Source organism: Planomicrobium sp. CPCC 101079, assembly GCF_007859275.1.
GTDB lineage: Bacteria > Bacillota > Bacilli > Bacillales_A > Planococcaceae > Planococcus.
In genome coordinates this window covers 78,179-99,697 of the sequence record NZ_VOHC01000002.1, presented here as the reverse complement: position 1 = coordinate 99,697, position 21,519 = coordinate 78,179, and the positions used below count along the sequence as shown (strand labels likewise).

General features: G+C 42.1%; 20 protein-coding genes. 15 read left to right on the top strand and 5 right to left on the bottom strand.

All coding sequences use genetic code 11. The annotated features are described in order from the left end of the window. Positions 1–6 precede the first annotated feature (6 nt). From FQV28_RS01250 to FQV28_RS01190, 13 genes are all read left to right on the top strand, one after another. A complete protein-coding gene (locus FQV28_RS01250) occupies positions 7–711 on the top strand; it encodes a YesL family protein (RefSeq protein ID WP_186763749.1) in 705 nt (234 codons plus the stop codon). Positions 712–791: 80 nt separating this feature from the next. After that, the gene (locus FQV28_RS01245) at positions 792–1,814 is read left to right on the top strand and encodes a LacI family DNA-binding transcriptional regulator (RefSeq protein WP_146493786.1); all 1,023 of its coding nucleotides are present in this window, start codon (positions 792–794) and stop codon (positions 1,812–1,814) included. Between the two features lie 28 nt (positions 1,815–1,842). After that, on the top strand, positions 1,843–2,526 hold the full coding sequence (gene pgmB, locus FQV28_RS01240) for a beta-phosphoglucomutase (RefSeq protein WP_146493785.1): 684 nt from the start codon (positions 1,843–1,845) through the stop codon (positions 2,524–2,526). Between the two features lie 37 nt (positions 2,527–2,563). Then, the gene (locus tag FQV28_RS01235; RefSeq protein WP_146493784.1) at positions 2,564–4,837 is read left to right on the top strand and encodes a glycoside hydrolase family 65 protein; all 2,274 of its coding nucleotides are present in this window, start codon (positions 2,564–2,566) and stop codon (positions 4,835–4,837) included. Between the two features lie 350 nt (positions 4,838–5,187). Continuing rightward, entirely contained in the window at positions 5,188–5,928 is a 741-nt protein-coding gene (locus tag FQV28_RS01230; RefSeq protein ID WP_146493783.1) for a Na-translocating system protein MpsC family protein, read from the top strand. A 157-nt stretch (positions 5,929–6,085) separates the two neighbouring features. Then, positions 6,086–6,409: a hypothetical protein gene (locus FQV28_RS01225; protein WP_146493782.1), complete on the top strand. Its 324-nt coding sequence runs from the start codon at positions 6,086–6,088 to the stop codon at positions 6,407–6,409. A 185-nt stretch (positions 6,410–6,594) separates the two neighbouring features. Further along, on the top strand, positions 6,595–7,014 hold the full coding sequence (locus FQV28_RS01220; protein ID WP_146493781.1) for an organic hydroperoxide resistance protein: 420 nt from the start codon (positions 6,595–6,597) through the stop codon (positions 7,012–7,014). Between the two features lie 23 nt (positions 7,015–7,037). Further along, complete coding sequence (locus FQV28_RS01215) at positions 7,038–7,475, top strand: MarR family winged helix-turn-helix transcriptional regulator (protein ID WP_146493780.1); 438 nt, start codon at positions 7,038–7,040, stop codon at positions 7,473–7,475. Positions 7,476–7,508: 33 nt separating this feature from the next. Further along, on the top strand, positions 7,509–7,994 hold the full coding sequence (locus FQV28_RS01210) for a glutathione peroxidase (protein WP_146493779.1): 486 nt from the start codon (positions 7,509–7,511) through the stop codon (positions 7,992–7,994). Between the two features lie 174 nt (positions 7,995–8,168). Further along, positions 8,169–9,257 carry a hypothetical protein gene (locus FQV28_RS01205; RefSeq protein ID WP_255472752.1) on the top strand — a complete coding sequence of 363 codons (1,089 nt, stop codon included), beginning with the start codon at positions 8,169–8,171 and terminating at the stop codon, positions 9,255–9,257. A gap of 52 nt (positions 9,258–9,309) precedes the next feature. Then, positions 9,310–10,182: an alpha/beta fold hydrolase gene (locus tag FQV28_RS01200; RefSeq protein WP_146493778.1), complete on the top strand. Its 873-nt coding sequence runs from the start codon at positions 9,310–9,312 to the stop codon at positions 10,180–10,182. Between the two features lie 390 nt (positions 10,183–10,572). Then, on the top strand, positions 10,573–11,313 hold the full coding sequence (locus FQV28_RS01195) for a GTP pyrophosphokinase (RefSeq protein ID WP_146493777.1): 741 nt from the start codon (positions 10,573–10,575) through the stop codon (positions 11,311–11,313). A gap of 299 nt (positions 11,314–11,612) precedes the next feature. After that, entirely contained in the window at positions 11,613–12,047 is a 435-nt protein-coding gene (locus FQV28_RS01190) for an Hsp20/alpha crystallin family protein (protein WP_146493776.1), read from the top strand. Between the two features lie 71 nt (positions 12,048–12,118). Here FQV28_RS01190 and FQV28_RS01185 read toward each other — a convergent pair whose 3' ends face one another. Beyond that, on the bottom strand, positions 12,119–13,072 hold the full coding sequence (locus FQV28_RS01185; protein WP_146493775.1) for a GGDEF domain-containing protein: 954 nt from the start codon (positions 13,070–13,072) through the stop codon (positions 12,119–12,121). Positions 13,073–13,111: 39 nt separating this feature from the next. After that, positions 13,112–13,960: an EAL domain-containing protein gene (locus FQV28_RS01180; RefSeq protein ID WP_146493774.1), complete on the bottom strand. Its 849-nt coding sequence runs from the start codon at positions 13,958–13,960 to the stop codon at positions 13,112–13,114. Between the two features lie 207 nt (positions 13,961–14,167). Between FQV28_RS01180 and FQV28_RS01175 the strand changes: the two genes are divergently transcribed. Both FQV28_RS01175 and FQV28_RS19400 read left to right on the top strand, forming a co-directional pair. Beyond that, positions 14,168–15,034 (top strand): SDR family oxidoreductase, encoded by an 867-nt coding sequence (locus tag FQV28_RS01175; protein ID WP_146493773.1) that lies wholly within the window; start codon positions 14,168–14,170, stop codon positions 15,032–15,034. A gap of 72 nt (positions 15,035–15,106) precedes the next feature. Next, positions 15,107–15,232: a hypothetical protein gene (locus FQV28_RS19400; RefSeq protein WP_255472751.1), complete on the top strand. Its 126-nt coding sequence runs from the start codon at positions 15,107–15,109 to the stop codon at positions 15,230–15,232. Positions 15,233–15,313: 81 nt separating this feature from the next. On the opposite strand, the gene ppsA is transcribed toward FQV28_RS19400, so the two are convergent. From ppsA to FQV28_RS01160, 3 genes are all read right to left on the bottom strand, one after another. After that, positions 15,314–17,941, bottom strand: a complete 2,628-nt coding sequence (ppsA, locus tag FQV28_RS01170) for a phosphoenolpyruvate synthase (RefSeq protein ID WP_146493772.1) — start codon at positions 17,939–17,941, stop codon at positions 15,314–15,316. A 290-nt stretch (positions 17,942–18,231) separates the two neighbouring features. Beyond that, positions 18,232–19,680: a sugar porter family MFS transporter gene (locus FQV28_RS01165; RefSeq protein ID WP_146493771.1), complete on the bottom strand. Its 1,449-nt coding sequence runs from the start codon at positions 19,678–19,680 to the stop codon at positions 18,232–18,234. A 228-nt stretch (positions 19,681–19,908) separates the two neighbouring features. After that, on the bottom strand, positions 19,909–21,393 hold the full coding sequence (locus FQV28_RS01160) for a phytoene desaturase family protein (protein WP_146493770.1): 1,485 nt from the start codon (positions 21,391–21,393) through the stop codon (positions 19,909–19,911). Between the last annotated feature and the right edge of the window lie 126 nt (positions 21,394–21,519).

The following is a 21,519-nucleotide window of genomic DNA, read 5'->3' as shown; positions in this document are numbered from 1 at the left end:
AACAATATGCGTGACTTTTCAGGATTAACAGAAACCTTATACATTGCCACTGAATGGATCATGCGTTTTTCTGTCATCAATATTTTTTGGTTTATCCTTAATATTCCAATTTTCTTTACAATCAGCAGTGCTTTCTTCGGGGATTCAGAAATCGGGACATTGGTTTATTTGTTGCCGCTCGTGTTTTTGCTGCCAGCCTTGTTCTTTCCAAGCACAGTTGCAATGTTTGCTGCAGCGCGGGAATGGATCCTAAAAAAAGATCAAGCTTCTCTAACGAAAACGTATTTTTCGCATGTAAAAGACAATTATAAGAAAAGCTTTGTTTCAGGTATGGCATTAACGGCCATTTGGTTAGTCTGGATTGTGGATTTTACTTTTATCAAAAACGAAAATGATTTGCTCCGTACAGTGTTTGTGGTCATAGGGTTGATCCTATTCGTTTTTACCATAAACTTTTTCTCTTTAAGTGCCCATTATCAAATGAGTGCTAAAGCGTTAATGAAAAATGCTTTTTTCGTCACAGTAGGAAATCCTTTGCTAAGTCTCTTCATCCTGTTCAGCAACTTATCGATTTTTTATGTAAGTGCTACAGAACTTTTGTTTTTATTGCCGCTTTTTGCAGGCACGATCAGCGCCTTTCTTTCATTTTTGGCTTTCTATCGATTCACTTTAAAAGTGGAGAAAAAAGCATTGAGCAGCAAAGAAGTTTGATTTGCCTGCAACGAGCCTAGTAATATTTTTCAGGGAATGTTTTCTTAGTACTTATTATTTTTCAGGATGTGAAGTAGACTATGGCCACCATTAAAGATGTTGCAAAAAAAGCCGGTGTATCAATCAGTGTAGTGTCAAAGACATACAACAATTATGTGGACGTGAGCGAAGAAACACGCCAGCGCATTTTTGCGGTTGCAAAAGAATTGGACTATACACCGAATATCGTAGCAAAAAATCTGTCTTCAAAAAAGCAGATGACACTTGGGTTGATTTCATCTGGCGTTTTGAATGATAACGAAAAAGACAATAATGCGTTTGACATATTCAAAGGGGTATACCGGGAAATTTCAGAGACCCGCTTTGAGTTGTCCATCAATCTTATAGATTCTCAAAAACAGAAACAGCAAAGCTATGTCCAATATTGCCGGGAACGAAATATCGGCGGTGCGATTCTCCAAGGAATTCGGACGGATGACCAGTACTATAAAGAATTACTTAATACCAACATTCCTTGTGTTGTGCTTGATATTATGAACGAAACTGAAAATGGCTTGATTGGCAGTGTTTCGATTGATAACGCTTTAGCAAGCAAAGAAATGGCGCTTTACTTACTGGAGCGAAATCATCGAAACCTGGCCGTAGTGAGCGGAACAAAAGAAACATATGTGAATAAGGAACGGATGAAAGGGTTGGAAGAGGCTTTGCATGCTCATGGCATGAAACTGGACGATGTGGATTTCTTGGATGCCGATTTTTCTGAGGAAGCAGCGTATGAGCTAAGCAAAATGTATTTGCAGAAAACACAGCCGACAGCTTTTTTTTGCTTTAGCGATTTGATGGCCTTTGGCGTTATAAAGGCTATAAAGGAAGCAGGGCTGCGTATACCCGAAGATATTTCAGTGACCGGATTTGACGATTTAATCTTTAGCAGCTATACTCAGCCGCCGCTTACAACAATCAAACAGGATTTTGTCGAAATCGGAAAAGTAGCCGCGCGTTTGCTTCAAGACATTAAAGAAAACAATCTTGAGCGCCAGCATATTTGGGTCAAGCATCAATTGATGGCGCGGGAAAGCGTTAAAACATTACCAAGTGTTTAGATGCTTGAAAAAGAGAGGAATCTGCTGCATGACGAAATTTCCAAAAGTTTTTATCTATGATCTTGACGGTGTTATCACAGATACTGCAGAATTTCACTTTTTGGCATGGCAAAAACTGGCCGAAGAGCTAGGAATATCTTTTGACCGCCAGTTTAACGAACAACTTAAAGGAATCAGCCGCATGGATTCGCTGGACCGTATTTTGGCCATTGATCCTTCTCTACAAACGTATTCCTCCGAAGAAAAGGAAAAACTTGCAACCCGTAAAAACGAATATTATCTGGAATTGATCGAAGCGGTCAATCCGTCTCATATCCTTCCGGGAATTGAAGCGCTGCTACTGGCAAACAAGGAAGCAAACGTGAAAATTGCGCTTGGTTCAGCCAGTAAAAACGCTCCGGCAATTTTGGATAAACTTGGCTTGACCGGTTATTTCGATTATCTGGTGGACGCGTCAAAAGTGGAAAAAGGAAAACCCGATCCTGAAACGTTTACTACTGCAGCAGATGCGCTGGGAATTGCGTACCCTGATTGCGTTGGACTGGAAGATTCAGCCGCTGGTGTAGAGGCTATAAATAAAGCGAATATGTTTTCAGTTGGCATCGGAGACGCTGCCCATCTTTCACATGCCGATTATCTGGTAACGGATACTGCCGCCTTGGTTTTCGAAGAAATTATCGGGCAGTATCAAAAGAAAAGCCCCAGATTTTAATAGAAAAAATTATCAGCAAGCAAGGAGTGAAAGAAGAATGACCTGGAAATTGACGAAGTTTGAATTGGATAATCAAAACCTATTGGTTAATGAAAGCCTTTTATCTTTAGGGAATGGATATCTGGGGATCAGAGGGAATTTCGAAGAAGGCTACAAAGAAGGCTACAAATCCATTCGGGGCGCTTATATTAACGCTTTTCATGATGAAACGGACATCACATACGGAGAAAAGCTGTACGGATTTCCGGGAACTCAGCAAAAAATACTGAATGTCATTGATGCGCAGACTATCCGCATTTACCTGGACGGGGAACTTTTTTCATTATTTGAAGGAGAAGTTCTTTTCTGCGAACGCAACTTGCACATGGATAGAGGTTTTGCGGAACGCATTGTCCATTGGATATCCCCGCAAGGCAAAGAAGTGAAGATACATTTTAAGCGGCTTGTTTCATTTGCAACAAGAGAGTTGTTTGCTATAGACATCAAAGTGGAAGCGGTTACCCCTATCGAGCAAGTTAAAATTGTTTCTACGGTCAACGGCGATGTTTCAAACTTTGTTGACAAAGAAGATCCCCGCCTGGCATCTGGCCATGCCAAGCGGCTTCATGTAACAGAGGTACGGCAAGAAAATCGGTTCAATATTGTGAAAGACACGACTTATGTCACCAGTCTGGAAGTGGCCTGTGTTTCTACTTCTTCCATTGAAGCAGAGAATCATACATACGACAGCAATCTTACAAACTCGAGGATAGAAGAAGTTTACGTTTGCGCGGGCAAAGAGCCCATTCACTTTACTAAATTCAGCGTCTACACTGATACTTTGCGGCACGGCAAAAACCTTGTAGAAGAAGCAGTCAACATTCTTCAGCAAGCACAAACCAAAACTTTTGAGATGTTACTTGCAGAGCAAAAATCATATTTGGACAACTACTGGGAGATTGCTGATGTAGCAATTGAAGGAGACGAGCGTGTCCAAGAAGGAATTCGCTTTAACTTATACCAACTTTTACAATCAGTGGGCAAAGACCCTGCCAGCAATATATCAGCCAAAGGGTTGTCAGGCGAAGGCTACGAAGGGCATTACTTTTGGGATACGGAAATTTATATCTTTCCAGTGTTTTTGATGACCAATCCGGAAATCGCCAAAAACCTATTGCTGCACCGTTATTCAATTTTGGACAGTGCAAGAAAACGGGCAAAAGAAATGGGTCATGAAAAAGGGGCCTTATTCCCTTGGCGAACCATTACCGGTTCGGAAAGTTCGGCATTCTTCCCGGCTGGAACAGCTCAATATCATATTAGTGCGGACATTGCGTACAGCTATATCCAATACTATTTGGCGACAAAAGATGAGGAATTCATGAAAGACTATATGGCAGAAGTTCTGTTTGAGACGGCGCGTCTGTGGGCGGATGCCGGCCATATGCATAACGGAGAATTTCGAATCGATTCTGTAACGGGGCCGGATGAATATACTTGTATCGTCAACAACAATTACTATACAAACGCCATGGCCAAGCACAATTTATTATGGGCGGCAAAAGTATATGAATTTCTTAAAAAAGCAGACAGCGACCGTCTGCATCAACTAGCCAGCCAACTTGAACTGACGGAAACTGAAGTAGGCATCTGGCAAAGTGCCGGCGCGAGTATGTACTTGCCTTATGATGAAACACTTGGCATCAATGCTCAAGATGACAGTTTTTTAAGGAAAGCACGTTGGGATCTGAAGAATACGCCAACTGATAAATTTCCATTGTTGTTAAATTACCACCCGTTAACTTTGTATCGTTATCAAGTATTAAAGCAGGCAGACACTGTGCTTGCCCATTTTCTTTTAGAAGACGAACAGGATTTTCAAACCATCAAAAATTCATATGATTACTATGAACAAATTACGACTCATGATTCTTCGCTGTCGTCTTGTGTCCATAGCATCATGGCGTCTAAACTTGGCTATCAGGAAAAAGCCTATGATTATTTTAATGAAACCGCCCGCCTTGATTTGGAAAATACGCATAAAAACACGAAAGACGGATTGCATATGGCGAATATGGGCGGCACCTGGCTCGGAATCGTTTACGGATTTGCCGGCTTGCGCTTGAAAGAAAGCGGCCTGTCCTTGGCTCCGGCTCTTCCAGCCGAATGGACTTCGCTGGAATTCCGCTTGCGCTATCAAGGGCGCTTGCTTAAAATCCATAAAAATAGAGAAGCGACAACGTATATGGTCGTTGAAGGGGAAGGATTGACCATCACCCATAACGGAAAAGCTTTAGATTTGGAAAGCGGGCAGGAAGTGAAAGTACAATAAGTTGTGCGTGGCTTGCTGATGAAAAGGTAGTACGAAGCCAATTGCGGGAGATTTTTTCTAGCTTGCCCTTCTGTAATCGAGTCATGTATAATAAAACTACTTGGAAAACAATAGAGTTTCCAAATTGATCTATCAATGAATCTTCAAACTGCGCTCCTTTACGTACAACAACCTATATAGAAATACATTACACGATAAATGGTGAAGTGTTACAGACTATAGAGCTGCTAACAAAGCCGAAAAGAATTCCCGGAACGGGGGCTCTTTTCGGCTTTTTTTATTTTCTTGAAACGGCTCGTGCGGAAAAACGCAATTGAACAGAAGATTTCAGTAAGGAAGGGAGGTCTCAGATGAAAATAGAAAAGAAACCACAAAAGGAAGTAGGATCTTATATTTCCGCTTTGATGCGTACGTATTTTGGTAAAGGTCCTACTTCAGTCCATGTCACCATCAGCCGCCCGTTTATCACCATTCACTTTCGCGGCTTCATTACACCGATGGAAAAGTTTCTCCTTCAGCAAAATGAGGAGCGGCGTGTTTTGGAAACACGGGATATGTTAATGGACAACATGAAAGAAGAAGTTATCCAGGAACTTAAAAGTATTGGCAAACTGGAATTGAGTGAGGTTTACTCGGATTGGAACCTGGAAAAGAAAACGGGCATTGTCATCGGAGTCATTGATGAAGACGTCGATCGAAGCAAATTCAAATGGCCAGATGGATTGAGCGAGAAAAAATTCCAGGAACAATTGATAAAAGCCAGCATTTTGACTGAAAAAGCTCCTGAAGAACAAGAGACGTATTGGCTGGACAACCGCACTATCCTTGTCCGCCGCTCTAATTTCCTGCTGCCGATTGAAAAAGAATTAATCAAGCATGGACATAAGGAAGAATTAAAATGGGCAAAATGGCAATTGGAACAAAAAGTTCTTAGCGACATTGAATTTGAACCTTTACTAAATCGGATTATTTCTGAAACCTTTTTGGATTGGGATTTTGAAGACGATTTAGGCTACATTGTATTTATCCTAAAACCCAGCAATGCTAATATTGAAAATATAGAGGACCAGCAAGACGCGCAAAATAATTAACTGAACCTATCATGGGTTAATGTAAATGCCGAACATATATAAGCGAATTCTTAATACATAGAAGAAATTGTTTTCTCGGTTTCTGCCGTGTAGGGGCTGCAGCAAGTTAGGTATGAAGACAGCGGCAAAACTGCAGACTAAGGAGGAGAATAGCAAGATGTCCTTATTTGTAAAAGGAAGATCCTATTATTTTACTCGAGTAAAAGATACGCATGTAGAAGAAGGGACTGTTTACATCACTTTATTCGCAAGGCTGATAGTCAAAACCGCCGTTAAGACAAAGACCACATGGGTTGAAATCGAAGAAGTGAAGTGGGATCAAGCGAGTGAAAAACTCCAGAGCATGCATAATAGCATGAATACGTATACGGTATCAGAAAACATTTTCCTTGAATTATTAAAGATATCCACTGTATGTCATAAAGAGCTTTATTTTTTGACACCCATCTATCAAACTAAAAAACGTGTATTGTTGAAATAAGTGATTCCAAAGTTAACCGAAAACCCTTTTTCCATCATACGAATGACAATTCCTCTTTCATCTGAAAAAAGCTGCCTTTATGGCGGCTTTTTTTGTTTGAAGAGACAAGCCCATTACTTTACATCGTAGACGATATAGTTTAAATTTATATCGTGGACGATATAAAAGCGGAGGAGGAAATTATTATGAGATCACTTTATGAAACAACAGTCATCAATACAGGCGGAAGACAGGGAGCAGTTTATTCGAAGGATAACATTTTCTATTTGGATGTGGCAAAGCCGCAAGCATTGGGCGGCGAGGCAACAACAGCCACCAATCCGGAGCAATTGTTTGCTGCAGGTTACAGCGCTTGCTTTAACAGTGCATTGGAATTGGTATTAGAACGTGATAAAGTGGAAGTGGAAAAAAGCGAAGTTCAAGCGACGATCGCTTTAGTTGGAGACAAAGAAAATGGCGGCGTTAAGCTGGCCGCTAAACTTGTAGTTGAAATCGTCGGCTTAGATGATGATAAAAAATGGGAATATGTCGATAAAGCGCACCAGTATTGCCCATACTCCAAAGCTGTTAAAGATTCGATCGATGTGGAAATCGCTGTTTTATAAACTAATGTATAGGTGTGATTCCCATGGCGTTGCCATCAAAACTTGACCAGCAATTATGCTTTGAACTGTATAAAGCGTCGAGCAATTTCACAAAATTATACGCGCGTACGCTTGAACCGTTCAATTTGACGTTTCCGCAATATTTGGTCCTTCTAGTATTATGGGAAGAAGATCATTTGCTGACAAAAGATATCGGGGAGCGGCTCGGATTGGGAATCGGTACGTTAAACCCCATTATCAGCCGGATGATTGCACATGGCCGTCTGACGAAACAACAATCAGCCGAAGATAAACGCGCATATGTGATTTCTTTGACCCGACAAGCACTGGACGAAAAAGGGCCAATTGAGCAAGCTATATACGACAAAGTCATTAGCTGCAATTTTATCGATATGAGCGCAATTACATTGATGAAAAATTTAAAGCAATTGAATTCGGCGTTCGCTGAAATGGATTTATAGGCTGCGCCGGATCAAACGAAGGGGCAGGACAACATGAACATTTACGATATCAAAGTACCAAAATCGTCAGGGGAAGACTATTCGTTGAAAGAGTACAAAGGCAAGCCGATGCTGATTGTCAACACTGCGACAAAGTGCGGGTTGAGCAATCAATTTGATAACCTGGAAAAGTTATACCAGGAGTATAAAGAAGATGGGCTTGTTGTTCTCGGGTTTCCTTCTGACCAGTTCCGCCAAGAGTTAAAAAGCGCAGAAGAAGCTGCCGAAGCTTGCCGAGTAAGCTATGGCGTCACATTTCCGATGCACGGGATAGTTGATGTAAACGGCAAAAATGCCCATCCATTGTTCCGTTATTTAACCGAAAATAGCAAAGGTTTTTTAGGGAGCAGCATTAAATGGAACTTTACCAAGTTTCTGGTTGACCAAGAAGGGAATGTCGTTGGCCGATATGCACCGAAAGACCAACCGGAATCGTTTGAAAAAGATATAAATAAAGTGCTGGCAAAAAATGAAAACTAACTTTAATTAGCCGTTCAGGAATTGTTTAAATTCCTGAACGGTTTTTTTGCATGACAGCCTTCTTTGATACGCGTATCAATCCGCAGGAAAATGAAATATAAAGTAGCCAATATTCTAAATAAATAGCTACAATAAAAGAAACTTAAACAATCATTTATGAAAGCGGGAAAAACAATGGATCAATCAAAGTTGGAATTGGCATTGCAGCACGAGGATTTAAAGCAGGCAGAAGCTTCGTTCCTGGGAGAAGGGGCATGGCATCATGCTTGGAAAATCAACACAGGAGAACAAGTTCTGGTATTGCGCATCCCAAAAGAAATAGCATATGGCAAAACAGTAGAATTTGATAAAGCGGCACTGAATGCAGAATATAGAGGAACGGCATTATATTACCAGACGGTCAATCAAGCAGTGCGCGGGGCAGCTCCGGAATATTTCCGGTTCTATGTTTCAGAGGAATTGAGTTATACCCTTGAAGCATTTGCTGGGGAACGTCTGAATATTCACGGGCTTATAGATGAGGAAGCTTTTAAAATCGGGGAAAACATCGGAAGGATTTATCGGGAAACCGAAGAAGTTCCGCATGGACTAAACGGTTTCGGGTATCTCTACTGGTCTGAACAAGATGGGCTGAAAGGATCCCTTGAAGGGAATCCGTATGACAACCTTCTGGAAGAAAACGAGGAACAGCTGGCGGATTATCAGTTTCTTTGCCAAGCTAATCCCGTGATTAAGGAAGAAAAAATGAGCAAAGCGATTACAGAAGCTTGCGACATAAGAAAGCGAGCGTTCACGAAAGTTAGTTTAAGCAATCAAGATGCTTCACCTGAAAATTTGGTGCTGAGTGAAGGGCAGGTCCGGATTATCGATCCTTACCCAATTGTCTATTATGCTCGTGGTATGGCGGGGAACTTTATGAATTTATACGAAACGCTCTTTGCCTTGTTGGCAGATACAGAGAGATATGGAAAGCTCGGATATGATAAATGCGCGGAAATTTTGCGGTGGATGGCAAAAGGCTTTTTGGCAGGATACAGTGCAGGAAACGAACAAGTGGCAAGAGAAGTTCGTGCAGAACAATTGCTGCAATTGCTTGAATCGGCGTTCAGCCATCAGAAGATGCTGGATGGCGAGTTGACAAAATCAATGCGCATCCGCTATGGAAACAAGGAAGCGATTAAAAAGCGATTGGTGCTGTTATGTGATGAGCTGAAGAAAAAAAGTGCTGAGTTCCTTGAAAAAACCTCTACTCGATCAGTTTAAGCGAGTACTTCAATTTTAATTATTATTAAAAGATAGGGGAAGAAGGGTGAAAATGAAATCAATTTACAAAAGTGATGAAGGAAAAATAAAGCTGCTCAATTATTATGAAACCTACCTGGACACGTTCTCTGTTGACTTTGATAGAGAATATGTCGATACGCGCCATGGCAGAACCCATGTTTTGGTTACTGGACCGGCTGCCGGAAAACCGATTTTTATTTTTCAGGGAGGGAACTGCATCAATCCCATGACCTTGTCCTGGTTTTCAGGATTGCTGGAAGACTATCGGGTGTATGCACCGGATACGGTCGGACATCCCGGGTACAGTGAAGAAAGCCGGATATCTGCTGCAGATCAAAGTTTTTCGGAATGGGTTTCAGATCTAATGGCTTTTTTTCAAGTGGAAAAAGCTGCTTTTATCGGCCCTTCTTACGGAGGCGGAATCATTTTGCGCTTAGCTGCATTCATGCCGGAAAAAATTGCTTGTGCAGTCCTGGTTGCTCCTGCAGGGCTGAAGCTAGGCTCTAAAACGGCCATGATCCGAAAAATACTGTTGCCTTTAATGTTCTATTCCAGAACATTTTCAACTAAAAATTTGACGAAAATCACAGACGCAATGTCTGCGAACAGCATGCAGGCGCTGGATAAAGACATCATTGGAGAAGTCTTCAAAAATGTGAAGTTGGAGCAGGAAATGCCAAAGTTAACGAAGAAAAAAGAGCTTTTAAACTATCAAGCGCCGACACTTTTGATAGCAGGAGAACATGATATTTTCTTTCCAAGTGATGTTGTCATTAAAACAGCAGCAAATGTCATTCCTAATCTGATAAAATGCTGTGCATATGACATGGCCCATTTTCCATCAGAGTCCTGTAAAGAAAAAATGGGCCAGGAAGTTAAAGGGTTTTTATCCCAATATCATTGACTTCCCGAAGAAACACGTTTTCTGCTTCATGCGGAAGACGTGTTTTTTTATTTCTTATACTTCAATAGATTTCCCCTTAAAATGCAACTTCACTTTATTGTCACTTCCCGTTAATAGTTTGTTCATACTCATCTTTTACACTGGAAGTATAACCGCGTACGAAACATTTTGTCCAAAGGGGCTGGTGGAATATGAATAAGGCGAATTGCAAAACAAAAGAAGGCAAAGCCTTGCTGATTTCATTGCCGGGGGAGGAGGAAGGGAACATGATGAACAGAAAAACGTCAATTCAAATTGTAGAAGCATTGAGAAGCAAAGGCATACACGCTGAAGTATGCAAACGGCATAAAGGATAGTTGCCGGGTGTTGTGAAGAGAAGGGGCAGATAAAATGGCGCTGAAAACGATAATGAATTCACAGGAACTCAAGCTCATGAAGACGGAAGTCACGCGTTTTATGATGGCATATAAATTTGCGCTTGATGAAGTGAATACGAAAATCGACATTTTAAAACAAGAATTCCAATACATACATGAATACAATCCAATCGAACACGTGGAATCCCGGTTAAAATCGTTCGAAAGTATCCTCGAGAAGATCAGCCGGAAAAACTATGAACTTTCATTGCCTTCAATCAAAGAAAACATACGCGATATTGCAGGAATACGAATCACATGCTCATTCATTTCAGATATTTATCAGATTAGTGAAATGCTGCAAAACCAGAAAGATATCCAAACCTTGACTGTCAAAGATTATATTCACAGCCCGAAACCGAACGGCTACCAAAGCCTGCATTTGGTCTTGCAAGTTCCGGTATTTATGTCTGACAGGGAAGAGCACGTGTGCATCGAAGTGCAGATCCGAACAATCGCCATGGATTTCTGGGCAAGCTTAGAGCATAAAATTTTCTACAAATATAACCGGGCAGTTCCTGAGAAGCTGCTTTTGGAATTGAAAGATGCTGCTGTTACCGCAGCTCAATTGGACCAGAAGATGGAACGGCTCCATAAAGAGATGAACAAACTCAAAGCATCAGCTAACGAAGAAGAAAGTTCAATCGAATGGTTCATCGAGAACGAAAGGCTTTCGGTGCCTCTTGGCTTGCTGGCTTCGCTACCGAACTTGTAATAAATATCTTTTTTGATAGTAAATCAATTGACATCTTTTTAAAAATAAATATAATTTTTATTGGGAAAGAAAAAACGGAATAGTTGAATAATTTTACGGGTTAGTTTCCTTAAGTTAACTGTGAATATTGATAGAAAGGAGCAGTTTGGCAATGTGGGCCAAGAAGGTGATGGAGTGGGAAGGCAGAACCCGCAGGGGCCAGCCATCAAGTTGCTTTTTTGTGTACACCTGATTCTCTGTAGCAACAGGTTTTAGGGATTGCTAAACACCAAAAAATCAAAATCAAAGGAGCGGTTACCATGAGCACATTATTTCCAAGAAGACGGACTGAGTTATTCCCAAGCCTTTTAGGAAGTGGATTGGAAACTGACTTTTTTAATAAGTTTTTTGGGGAAACTCATTTTCCGCAAGTAGACATTAAGGAAAAAGAAAATCACTATGAATTTATGGTGGATCTGCCAGGGTTTACGAAAGAAGACATTGACGTTGAATACAAAGATGGCTATTTGGAAATTCGGGGCAAAAAAGAACAAATGAAAGAAGCGGAAGAGCAAGACGGCCGCTTTATCCGCAAAGAGCGTTCGTACGGTTCGTTCCGGCGCAGCTTCTATATCGGTGAAATCGAGCAAGAAAACATCTCTGGCTCATTCAAAGAAGGGGTCTTGATGCTCCAAGTTCCACGGCCTAAGGAAGAAGAAAAACAAGAAAAATCTCACCGCATCATGATCGAATAAAGGATGATGCACAAAAAAGGGTCCCTAAAGGACCCTTTTTTGTTTGCTGTGTTTCAATATTATAAAACGAATCACTTGGCCAACGTCTTAGGAGAATTGGTGATAAAACAGCTGAATTGTTGCTGTTTGCACAATTTTTTTATCGTTGCGGCTTCGTCCACAATATGTTGGATGCCGACGAATGACTGCTCCTTATTGGTCACGATGGCTATCGAAATGCTTACGAGAGGGATTTTTTCTATATGCCCCGCTCTGTTTTCAGCAATAACGTATTGCTGTGCCCAATCCAAATCGGAATAGAAACCTTGTATGGTCCGGCTAAAATCATTGATGATATTTCCGGCAATTTCTTCATAGTTGTGATGATGGAGGATAGCTACGAAATCGTCTCCTCCTATATGTCCAAAGAAATTGTTGGCAACATTTCTGGTTATAACATCTGCAGTCGCCAAAAGCAGATCGTCCCCTTTTTTAAAACCATACGTATCGTTATAAGTTTTAAAATTATCCAAGTCAACGTACAATACGCTGAATCTTTCCACATCCAGTATTTTCGCCAACTCATGATCAATTGAATTATTCCCGGGAAGCCCAGTAAGTGGATTCATCAAGAGTGCCGTTTCTTTTTGGATTTTGGCAAAAGCCAGCAGCAAACTTTGAATGCTCACTGCGCCAAGACATTGGTCTTCTTTTGTTACAATTATATAGTCGTAAAGCTCCTCAATGGGCCTTTCCATAGCGAGTTGGCTTACTTCCAAAATCGGCCTCATATGGTCCAGCACCAATGGAGATTTGTTCATAATCAAGTCAATTGGCCGGCCCATGTACAAATTATATCCATATTGATTGCCGATTACTTGGTAGAACGATGTTTTCATAACGAGCGCAAAGTAAGACTCATCAGTTTTAACGATGATGCCTTGAATATTGGGCAAGCTTTTAAAAATTTTATCGACTTCGCGGCTTTTTGTTTCCGGCCCCACACACGGCACTTCCTCGTAGATTTCTCCAATAGATGTAAACATCTCATTTTCCCCCAAAACTTAAATTACCATGTAGGTGATTTAACGCATTGTCCCTTTAACTAATTCTTGCTTTGGTTTGCCAAGGGCATAGCCTTGTCCAATATGTATGCCGTTCTGTTTCAAGTAAAGAAGTTCTTCAGCACTTTCAATTCCTTCGGCTATTAAGTGAGTATTTGACTCGTTTGAAAAGTTAAGCAGCAATTTGACCAATTGCTGCTTTGTTTGGTCTTGATCGATGTTTTGGATGACCGTCTTATCCAGTTTTAAAAATTCAGGTTTCAAATAAACAAGTGTTTTTAAGCTATTGTATCCAGACCCTGCATCATCCAAGGCAATCCTGAATCCTTGTGAACGGTAATTGGTCAAGATCTCTTCAAAGTGGGAGTAGTTTTCTATGGCAGCTTTTTCCGATATTTCGAAGATGATTTGTTCTGGTGAAAAGCCATAGCTAGCCAGCAATTTTAATGTTTCCCCCGTACGGTAATGGGGGTCCATCAAAATATGCGGATGAACATTTAAAAAGATTAGCGAATCTTTCTCGCTGGGCTGAAGCTGGACACATTGGGAAAAGCGGTTTAACGATATTTCCCGGAATGTGTTTTCAAGTGAGAATATCAAGTCAGTCTGTCCAACAAAGTCATAAAACATTTCTGTAGTTGGAAATAAGGGGGAGGCGACAGGGCGGTTAAAAACTTCATAACCTATTGTCTCTCCATTCTCCAACGATACTAATGGCTGAAAGTAGGTTTTTACTGATTGTGTCTTTAAAATAGATTGCAATTCTTTTAGCTGTTTATATTCCAGCAAGGTTTTCCTTCTTTTCCGGAGTAAAAAGGAAATATACCACAAAGGATTATTTGTACGAGTCATCAATAAATCTAGCTGCATGAACTTAACTCCTTTTAATGCTTAATACTTACAATATTCCTTGATGATAATGCTATAGTACTAATTCATTGTAGGGTTCATGTAAAGATTTCATGATTTTTATGTAAATAAAAAATACAAAAACGTCATTTTAATTCTTACGTTTAAGCCCTAAATAGAAGGGTTAAAGAGTAGCGTGAGAAAATTTGGATGAGGAGGAGAAGAGCGATGAATATTTATGATCGGCAAAAAGAGGGGCAGCCTGCCCAAACCCAAGAAAATCAGCCGGGACTCGAATCAGAAATGGATCCCAAACCGGTTCAGCCTTATGAATACAAGGGAAGCGGAAAATTAAAAGACCGTGTGGCTTTAATTACCGGTGGAGATAGCGGAATCGGCCGCGCTGTCGCCATCGCTTACGCGAAGGAAGGCGCACACGTAGCTGTCAACTACTTAGAAGAACATAATGATGCGGAAGAAACAAAACGATTAATCGAAGCGGAAGGCGTCCGTTGCTTGCTGCTTCCTGGAGATGTATCCAAGGAAGAGACATGCCGGGAATTAATCGAAAAAACTGTATCGGAATTGGGGCAGTTGAATATACTGGTCAATAACGCTGCCATTCAATTCCCGACAGAAGACATTCAAGATATAACAGAACAACAGTGGGACAAAACATTCCGGACCAATATTTACTCCCACTTTTTCATGAGCAAGCATGCGGTCCCGCATTTGAAACAAGGCGACGCAATCATCAGCACCACTTCCATCAACCCGTATAAAGGGAATCCGCAACTGATGGACTATACGGCAACAAAAGGCGCCATTGTCGGATTCGTCCGCAGTTTGGCGCAAAGCTTGGCGAAAAAAGGGATTCGTGTGAATATGGTTGCACCAGGGCCTATCTGGACACCGCTTATTCCGGCCACTATGGATGAAGAAACGGTAGAGGAATTTGGAACATCCACGCCGCTTGGACGCCCAGGACAGCCGGCAGACCATGCTGGAGCTTATGTGTTACTGGCTTCAGATGAAGGCGCGTATATTACAGGGCAATGCATCCATGTCAACGGCGGCATGCTAATGTCTTCTTAAAAATAAGTTGCAGAAAAGCGCGACATGCGCGTTTTCTGCAACTTTTTTATGCTGGATGAAAGGGGAAGCCCGATGAGTGAAAACGCAGCCGTCGATTTCAGGAACCCAAAAGTATTTAAAGTACATGAATTTAAAGCTAATGACCGCGGCACGAAACACCGCCTTGCCGAAACAGCCGGTTTGTTTACTCGCGTTTAAATGAGTTTTGTCGACTAGCCCTGGATGGTATCTGGAAGCGGCACAATACGGCATATAAAAAGGGCCTGGAAAAGGCCCTTTTCATGTATCTTCCTCTAATATTTCCACATAGCCATCTGTGCCATTGATCCGGATGCGCTGCCCATCCTTAATGCGTGTGGTAGCGGTTTCGACGCTGACAACGGCTGGAAGCCCATATTCACGGGCAATGACAGCGCCGTGTGTCATCAAGCCGCCAACTTCAGTGACCAGCCCGCTAATGGATACAAAAAGCGGTGTCCAGCTTGGATCGGTAGAAACGGTCACGAGAATGTCGTCTTTTTCTAGAATTGCGTCTTCCATTTTTAAAACGATTCGGGCACGGCCTTCCACGATTCCTGAAGACACGGCCACTCCAGCAAGCGCATCAATCGGCAAATTTTCAACTGAATATTTGCCGGATATTACCTCGCCTTCTGACGTCATCACTCGGGGCGGTGTTAGTTTCTCATAATAAGCATAGTCCGATTTTCGTTTTTCGATGATTTGAAGATTCACCCTTTCGGTTCGTACCGCTTTTCGGAATTCATCGAAATTCAAATAGAAAACATCTTCTTTGTTTTGCAAAACGCCTTTTTGCTCCAAGATGGCTGCTTCTTTCATCAATGCTTTCTTATAGAAATAAAACCGCTGGATAAAAGAAAACTTCGGGTATTCCCGGTAGCCGATAAAGGTTCGCAAAAGGCTGATTTGCCTCTTTGTCTTTTTCACTTTCGTCTTGCCTTGAGGCAATTTTTCCAAGCGCTGCAATAAGTTTTGTTCTTTTTCTTTCGCTTCCTTTCGCCCTTTTTCGATTTTAGCAAGGCGGGCGTTCGGTTCGGAATTTTGGATATTGCTTAAAATCATCGGAACGATTGCTGTCGGCTGTTCGATCCACCGAGGATTGGTAACGTCAATTTCACCGGTACAGCGTACACCGTATTTCTCAAGATAGTTCCGTATGGCTTTGCTGACTTGTATTCCGCCAATATGATTTTCCAGTTCTTCAAAAAAGCTCTCGTCTTTGGCCTGTTCCAAGTAGGTTGCCACTTTTGGGTATTGCCGTACAACATCCGCTACATCCAATAACGCCAACCCCATTTCGGAAGTGATATTATTCGGTACCGATAGGGTCAAGGCATCCGCTGCATTTTTTTCCCCTAACCATTTTTCCATTTTTTCATTCAACCAGTAAGAAGCATATATGCCTGTCAAAAGGGCGGCCATGTTTTTGTAATTGTATAAAATTCTTCGAAGTTCCTTTTTTAAATCCTGTTCAATGAATGCAAACACTTCATCTCCTGAAACCGATTGAATCTCCTGCTTTAACCGTTTTACGGAAATTTCGTTTTCAGCTATCAATTGCGGCACAAGGCTGCTGTCGTTATTGCGCTGCAAGCGAAGCAATTCACCCGGGAGAGCCCATGAAAACTGGTCCTTGCCAAACTTCAACATTCGCTTTCCTTTAGGAAGCGGATTTTTTCGATCTAAAAAAGCGAGAATGGCGTTATACGCCAAAGGATCATTTTTTTTCATAGTACCCAAGAGAGTGCGGCGGGAAAGAGGGGAAGCCAAATCGTGCGTCAAATCCACAAACAATCGCCCTCCGGCTTCACTCACCTGATATTCCGTTAAGAACCCAAAAAAAGACATGCCAAGCGGCCGAATGGGGTCTGTCATCATTTGCTGATGGCCGACTGACAAATATATTCGAAGTTTGCCATCCATTTTATTTGGCAGCGGGAATAAAGTAGTGATAGGACGGCTTTGGACAAAATAAAACACACCATCCGCTAAGCACCACTCGATATCCTGCGGCGAACGGAAATGCCCTTCAATCTTTCTTGCCAACTTTTCCAAGTGCAGAATTTGTTCATCGGTAAGGGTTTGTTCTTTTTGCTGGGAAGTGGCAATTTCCCGTTTGTCGATTCCGCCATTATTCAAGGGAACAATGGCCACTTTTTTCTCGGCTATCTTTTTTTCTAGTATTTTCCCTTCGCGTACTTTGTAATTGTCAGCGCTGACGATTCCGGCCACTAAAGCTTCACCAAGACCGAAGCTTGCATCGATGGATAGCACATTTCGGTTTGAAGTAGCAGGGTCTGCCGTAAAAAGAATACCTGAAGCTTCGGGATAGACCATTTGCTGAATGACGACTGCCAAGTACACTTTCCGATGATCGAAGCCGTTCTGGATCCGGTAGACAATTGCCCGGTCTGAAAAGAGCGAAGCCCAGCACTTGCGGATATGCTGCAGGATGGCGCGTTGGCCCTGGACATTCAAGTACGTATCGTGCTGTCCGGCAAACGAAGCGGTAGGCAAATCTTCTGCCGTCGCACTGGAGCGTACTGCATAAAAGAAGTTTTCTCCAAAGTTTAGAAAGAGGCGGAGAATGTCTTCCAGCACCTCGGGAGGAATAACTGTTTTTTCAATGGTATCTCTTATAACTTGTGAAAGTTCACGAATTTGCTCAATATCATCAACACTCAAAAGGGCAAGGTGTTCGAGCAATTCGTTGATTTCAGGATATTGTTCCATCATCTTTTTGTAAGCTTCTGTTGTGACACAAAAACCGATAGGCACCCGTACTCTTGGAATCTTCGCCATTTCGCCAAGATTTAATCCTTTGCCGCCTACGAGCGATAAATCCTCTGCTTCGATTTCTTGGAAGTCTAATACATACTTTTTCAACACGATCCCTCCTCAGCGAAAATGAAAAACATGAATTTATGTTTAAGGAATAGAATTATTAAAAAACAAAAAGTAAATAGTTATATTAACTTTATTGACGAAAGGATACATAAGAAAATATTTTTTTATTAGGACTATTATAATCTTAAATATAACAGAATGCAGGTTTATTATTATTTAAAAAATGAGAATTCTTACAGAAGCAAAGCGGTAGCATACGAAAAGATGCGCATAAGTTAAAAGAAAAATACTCCTTTACCACCACGCAAGGGGGAAAGGAGTATTTCAGTTTATATGCTAGAAAGAGGTTCAGTTGGCTTTTTCTTGATTTTTGTACTTTTATTATGGCTGTGGAAGTGGTGTTCAATTTCATCTAGGCTATGCCCTTTGATCTCAGGCATAAACTTGTAGATGAACGCAATGGCCCCTACTCCAAAAATTGCAAAAAAGCAGAACGTGTTAGACAAGCCAATCGCATCAAGTAAAATTGGAAATGCAAAGCCAATCATGAAATTTGTGATCCAGCTCCAGAACACTGCTACACCCATACCGATGCCGCGTAATTTAAGCGGGAAGATGGCGGACAAAACGAGCCATGTAACTGGAGAGATTGCCCCTTGCTGGAACGCGAGAAATGTCACAGTCAATGATAAGACGACGTAAGGCAAAAAAGCAGAGCCTTCGAGGACGTTCGAGCAAATCCCGATCAATAATAATGTTGATGTGGTTCCAATCAATCCACCTATCAACAACGGACGGCGGCCGATGCGGCCAAGAAGCCAAATGCCTGCAAATGTAGCAAGCACGGAGATTGCCCCATTTGCAATATTTGCAGTTAAAGCTGCTTGAGTAGAAAATCCCGATTGTTCAAGAATCTGTGTTCCATAGTACATGATGGAATTAACGCCAGTAATTTGCTGGACGACCCCAAGCCCAATCCCAAGAACAACAATCCGGCGAATCCAAGGAATCGTCAGATCTTTAAATGAAGCCTGTTTGACTTTTGATTCTTCGCCGAGTGAATTTCTGATTTCTTCTATTTCTGAATGTGCGCGTTGTTCACTGCGAATTTTGCGCAGGACATTCAATGCTTCTCCGAATTTGCCCTTGGTTGCATACCAGCGCGGGCTTTCAGGAACGATAAACATTCCAATCCATAACGCAATTGCCGGTAGAGTAGCCAGCACAAGCATATAGCGCCAGACATGCCCGGAATCTTCAAAGACAGTGGCGAGAATAGCATTCGTTACATAAGCCAATAATTGACCAGAAACAATCATCAATTCGTTTTGGGTGACGATTTGCCCCCTTCGTTCAACTGGTGCCATTTCAGCAAGGAAAGTTGGAACAGTTACTGATGCGCCGCCGACCGCAAGTCCGAGCAAGAAGCGGAATGTGACCATTACTGGCACGGTGGGGGCAAATGTACAGCCAAGTGTAGTGATTAAAAAGAAGACGGCAAGGAAAAGGAGAGCTTTCCTGCGTCCGAACCGGTCTGCCAATCTTCCGGTGAACATAGCGCCGAAAGCTGCTCCGAATAATAGTGAACTTGTAACGAGGCCTTCGGTGAAAGGGGTGAGATTGAGTTGGTCTTCTCTAGACATAAATGGCAAAGCGCCATTTATAACTCCAGTATCATATCCGAAGAGCAACCCGCCGAACGTAGAAATTATAGCGATTTTTCTAACCGATTTTTGGGGGGTGTCCGATTTATCACTCCCAAGTGAATGTTGATCCATTATGGGTCGCCTCCTATAAATTATATAAAAATAGATTTACCCGTTATGTTGTTAACTAAACTTAAGTAAATTATTTAATAATTTAAGGGAGCCATAGCTTTTGAAGAGACAAAAACTTGAAAACAGAAAAAAGAGATGAAAAATAATTATTTAAGTATAATAAAGTGAGCTTTTTAAAATTAGTTATCAGGCTGCTTCCAATTTTTTATAGAGTGATTGGAATTCTAATTAAATGAGCCGGCTGCCGGCTATGGAGCGGGCAGCGTGAATGCCACTTGCCGCCGCGCCAATAGTGCCGCCGCCGGGGAATATATGGTCGCCGCAGACGTAAAGTCCAGGCAAACCCGAACGATGGGAAATAGAGTTGAACAAAGCGTTGTCCAATGTTTGTGGAAATCCGCCGACATAGCCGTTTAGCCGGCCAGTGTAGCGCTCCCAGCCTTTAGGGGCGCCCGTTTCCAAATGGACAATCGCATCTCGGAAATGAGGGATCACTTGATCGATTGCCTTCAAGATCCGCTCAGTCAACACCTCGCGCATGGTATCGTATTTCTCTTTTGTATTCCATAGCTGCGCCTTGGAATGGGTGGATACAGTGACGGTTTGAAAGCCTGTAGGAGCCCGCAAGCTATCTCCCGGAAGGGAAGCGGACATGAAAAAATGTTCTCCTTCTGTCAGCGAGTCGCCTGCGCCGGTTGAAATTTGACGGAATGGAAGCAAAGGCGCTTGCAGTTTGCTTTCATCGATTGCCATATAGAGTGTTAAAGTTGTCCAAGTTGGCGTCTTTAGTCCTTCACGGAGCGGTTTTTTTAGTTTAGCGATCAGATCAGGCGCCATTAGGGAGGGCAGTTGGTGAATTGGTATATTTAACACAACATTTTTTGCACTGTATAAATTGCCGCGCTGGTCTGTCGCTAGCCACTGGCCGTCATTCTGCTCAAGTTTAGTTATGGTCCGCCGTTTTTTAACAACGCCGCCATTTTCCTGAATACTAGATGCCATCAGTTCCGCAAACTGATACAAGCCGCCCGGTACGTAATAAGCGCCTTCATGATAAATGTCGAGTGCGACAGCAGCAAGCAGAAAAGACACATGCCCGCTGTCCGTTTGCATGCTATCAATCAACAAACCATCGAGCATTTGGCGAAAAGGAGTGAGGTTATCCAAGTGATGGCGTTTTAGCCGATGTCCGAGCGTTTGGTGGAATAGAGGCAGAAGCTGGCTATGTTGAAGCCGGATTGAACTCATCAAATCGATCCACTCTTTAATGGTCGAAGGAGGGAGTGCCGGCAGTGGCCCCATGAGTGTCCGAACAATGGCAGCGGTTTGATAGATCTCTTTGTAAAAGCCGCGTATGTTTTTTTTATGATCCGGAAAGTGTCGAACAAGTTCATCAACATGGCGCTGCCGGTCTTTGATAAATGTGAATGTTGCTTCTGGATGAACCATTTCCATAACGGTTTCAAGCGGTTCGATTAGCAAAGGCTTTTCCAAGTAACGGAAGACCCGTTCGTGGATGCCGCCAGGTTCGAGCCCCATGCCGAGCGTCGCTCCTACTGGAAACAAATAAGATTTGCGCTTGAATTTTCCTGCGCTGCCCCCAAATTCTGAAGAAGCTTCTAGAAGGATAACTTCCATTCCATGCTTAGCGAGTAATGCTCCGGCTGTCAATCCACCTATTCCCGCACCAATGACTATTGCTTTTTGATTCATTTTAACCGCCCCTTAAAGTTTGAAATGCATAAGAAATATATAAGTTTGAAAATCCTTGAAACAGGTAAGCATAGGTAATGGCATTTAGTGAATGATAATAAAACAATGATATAAAAATATTCGGTC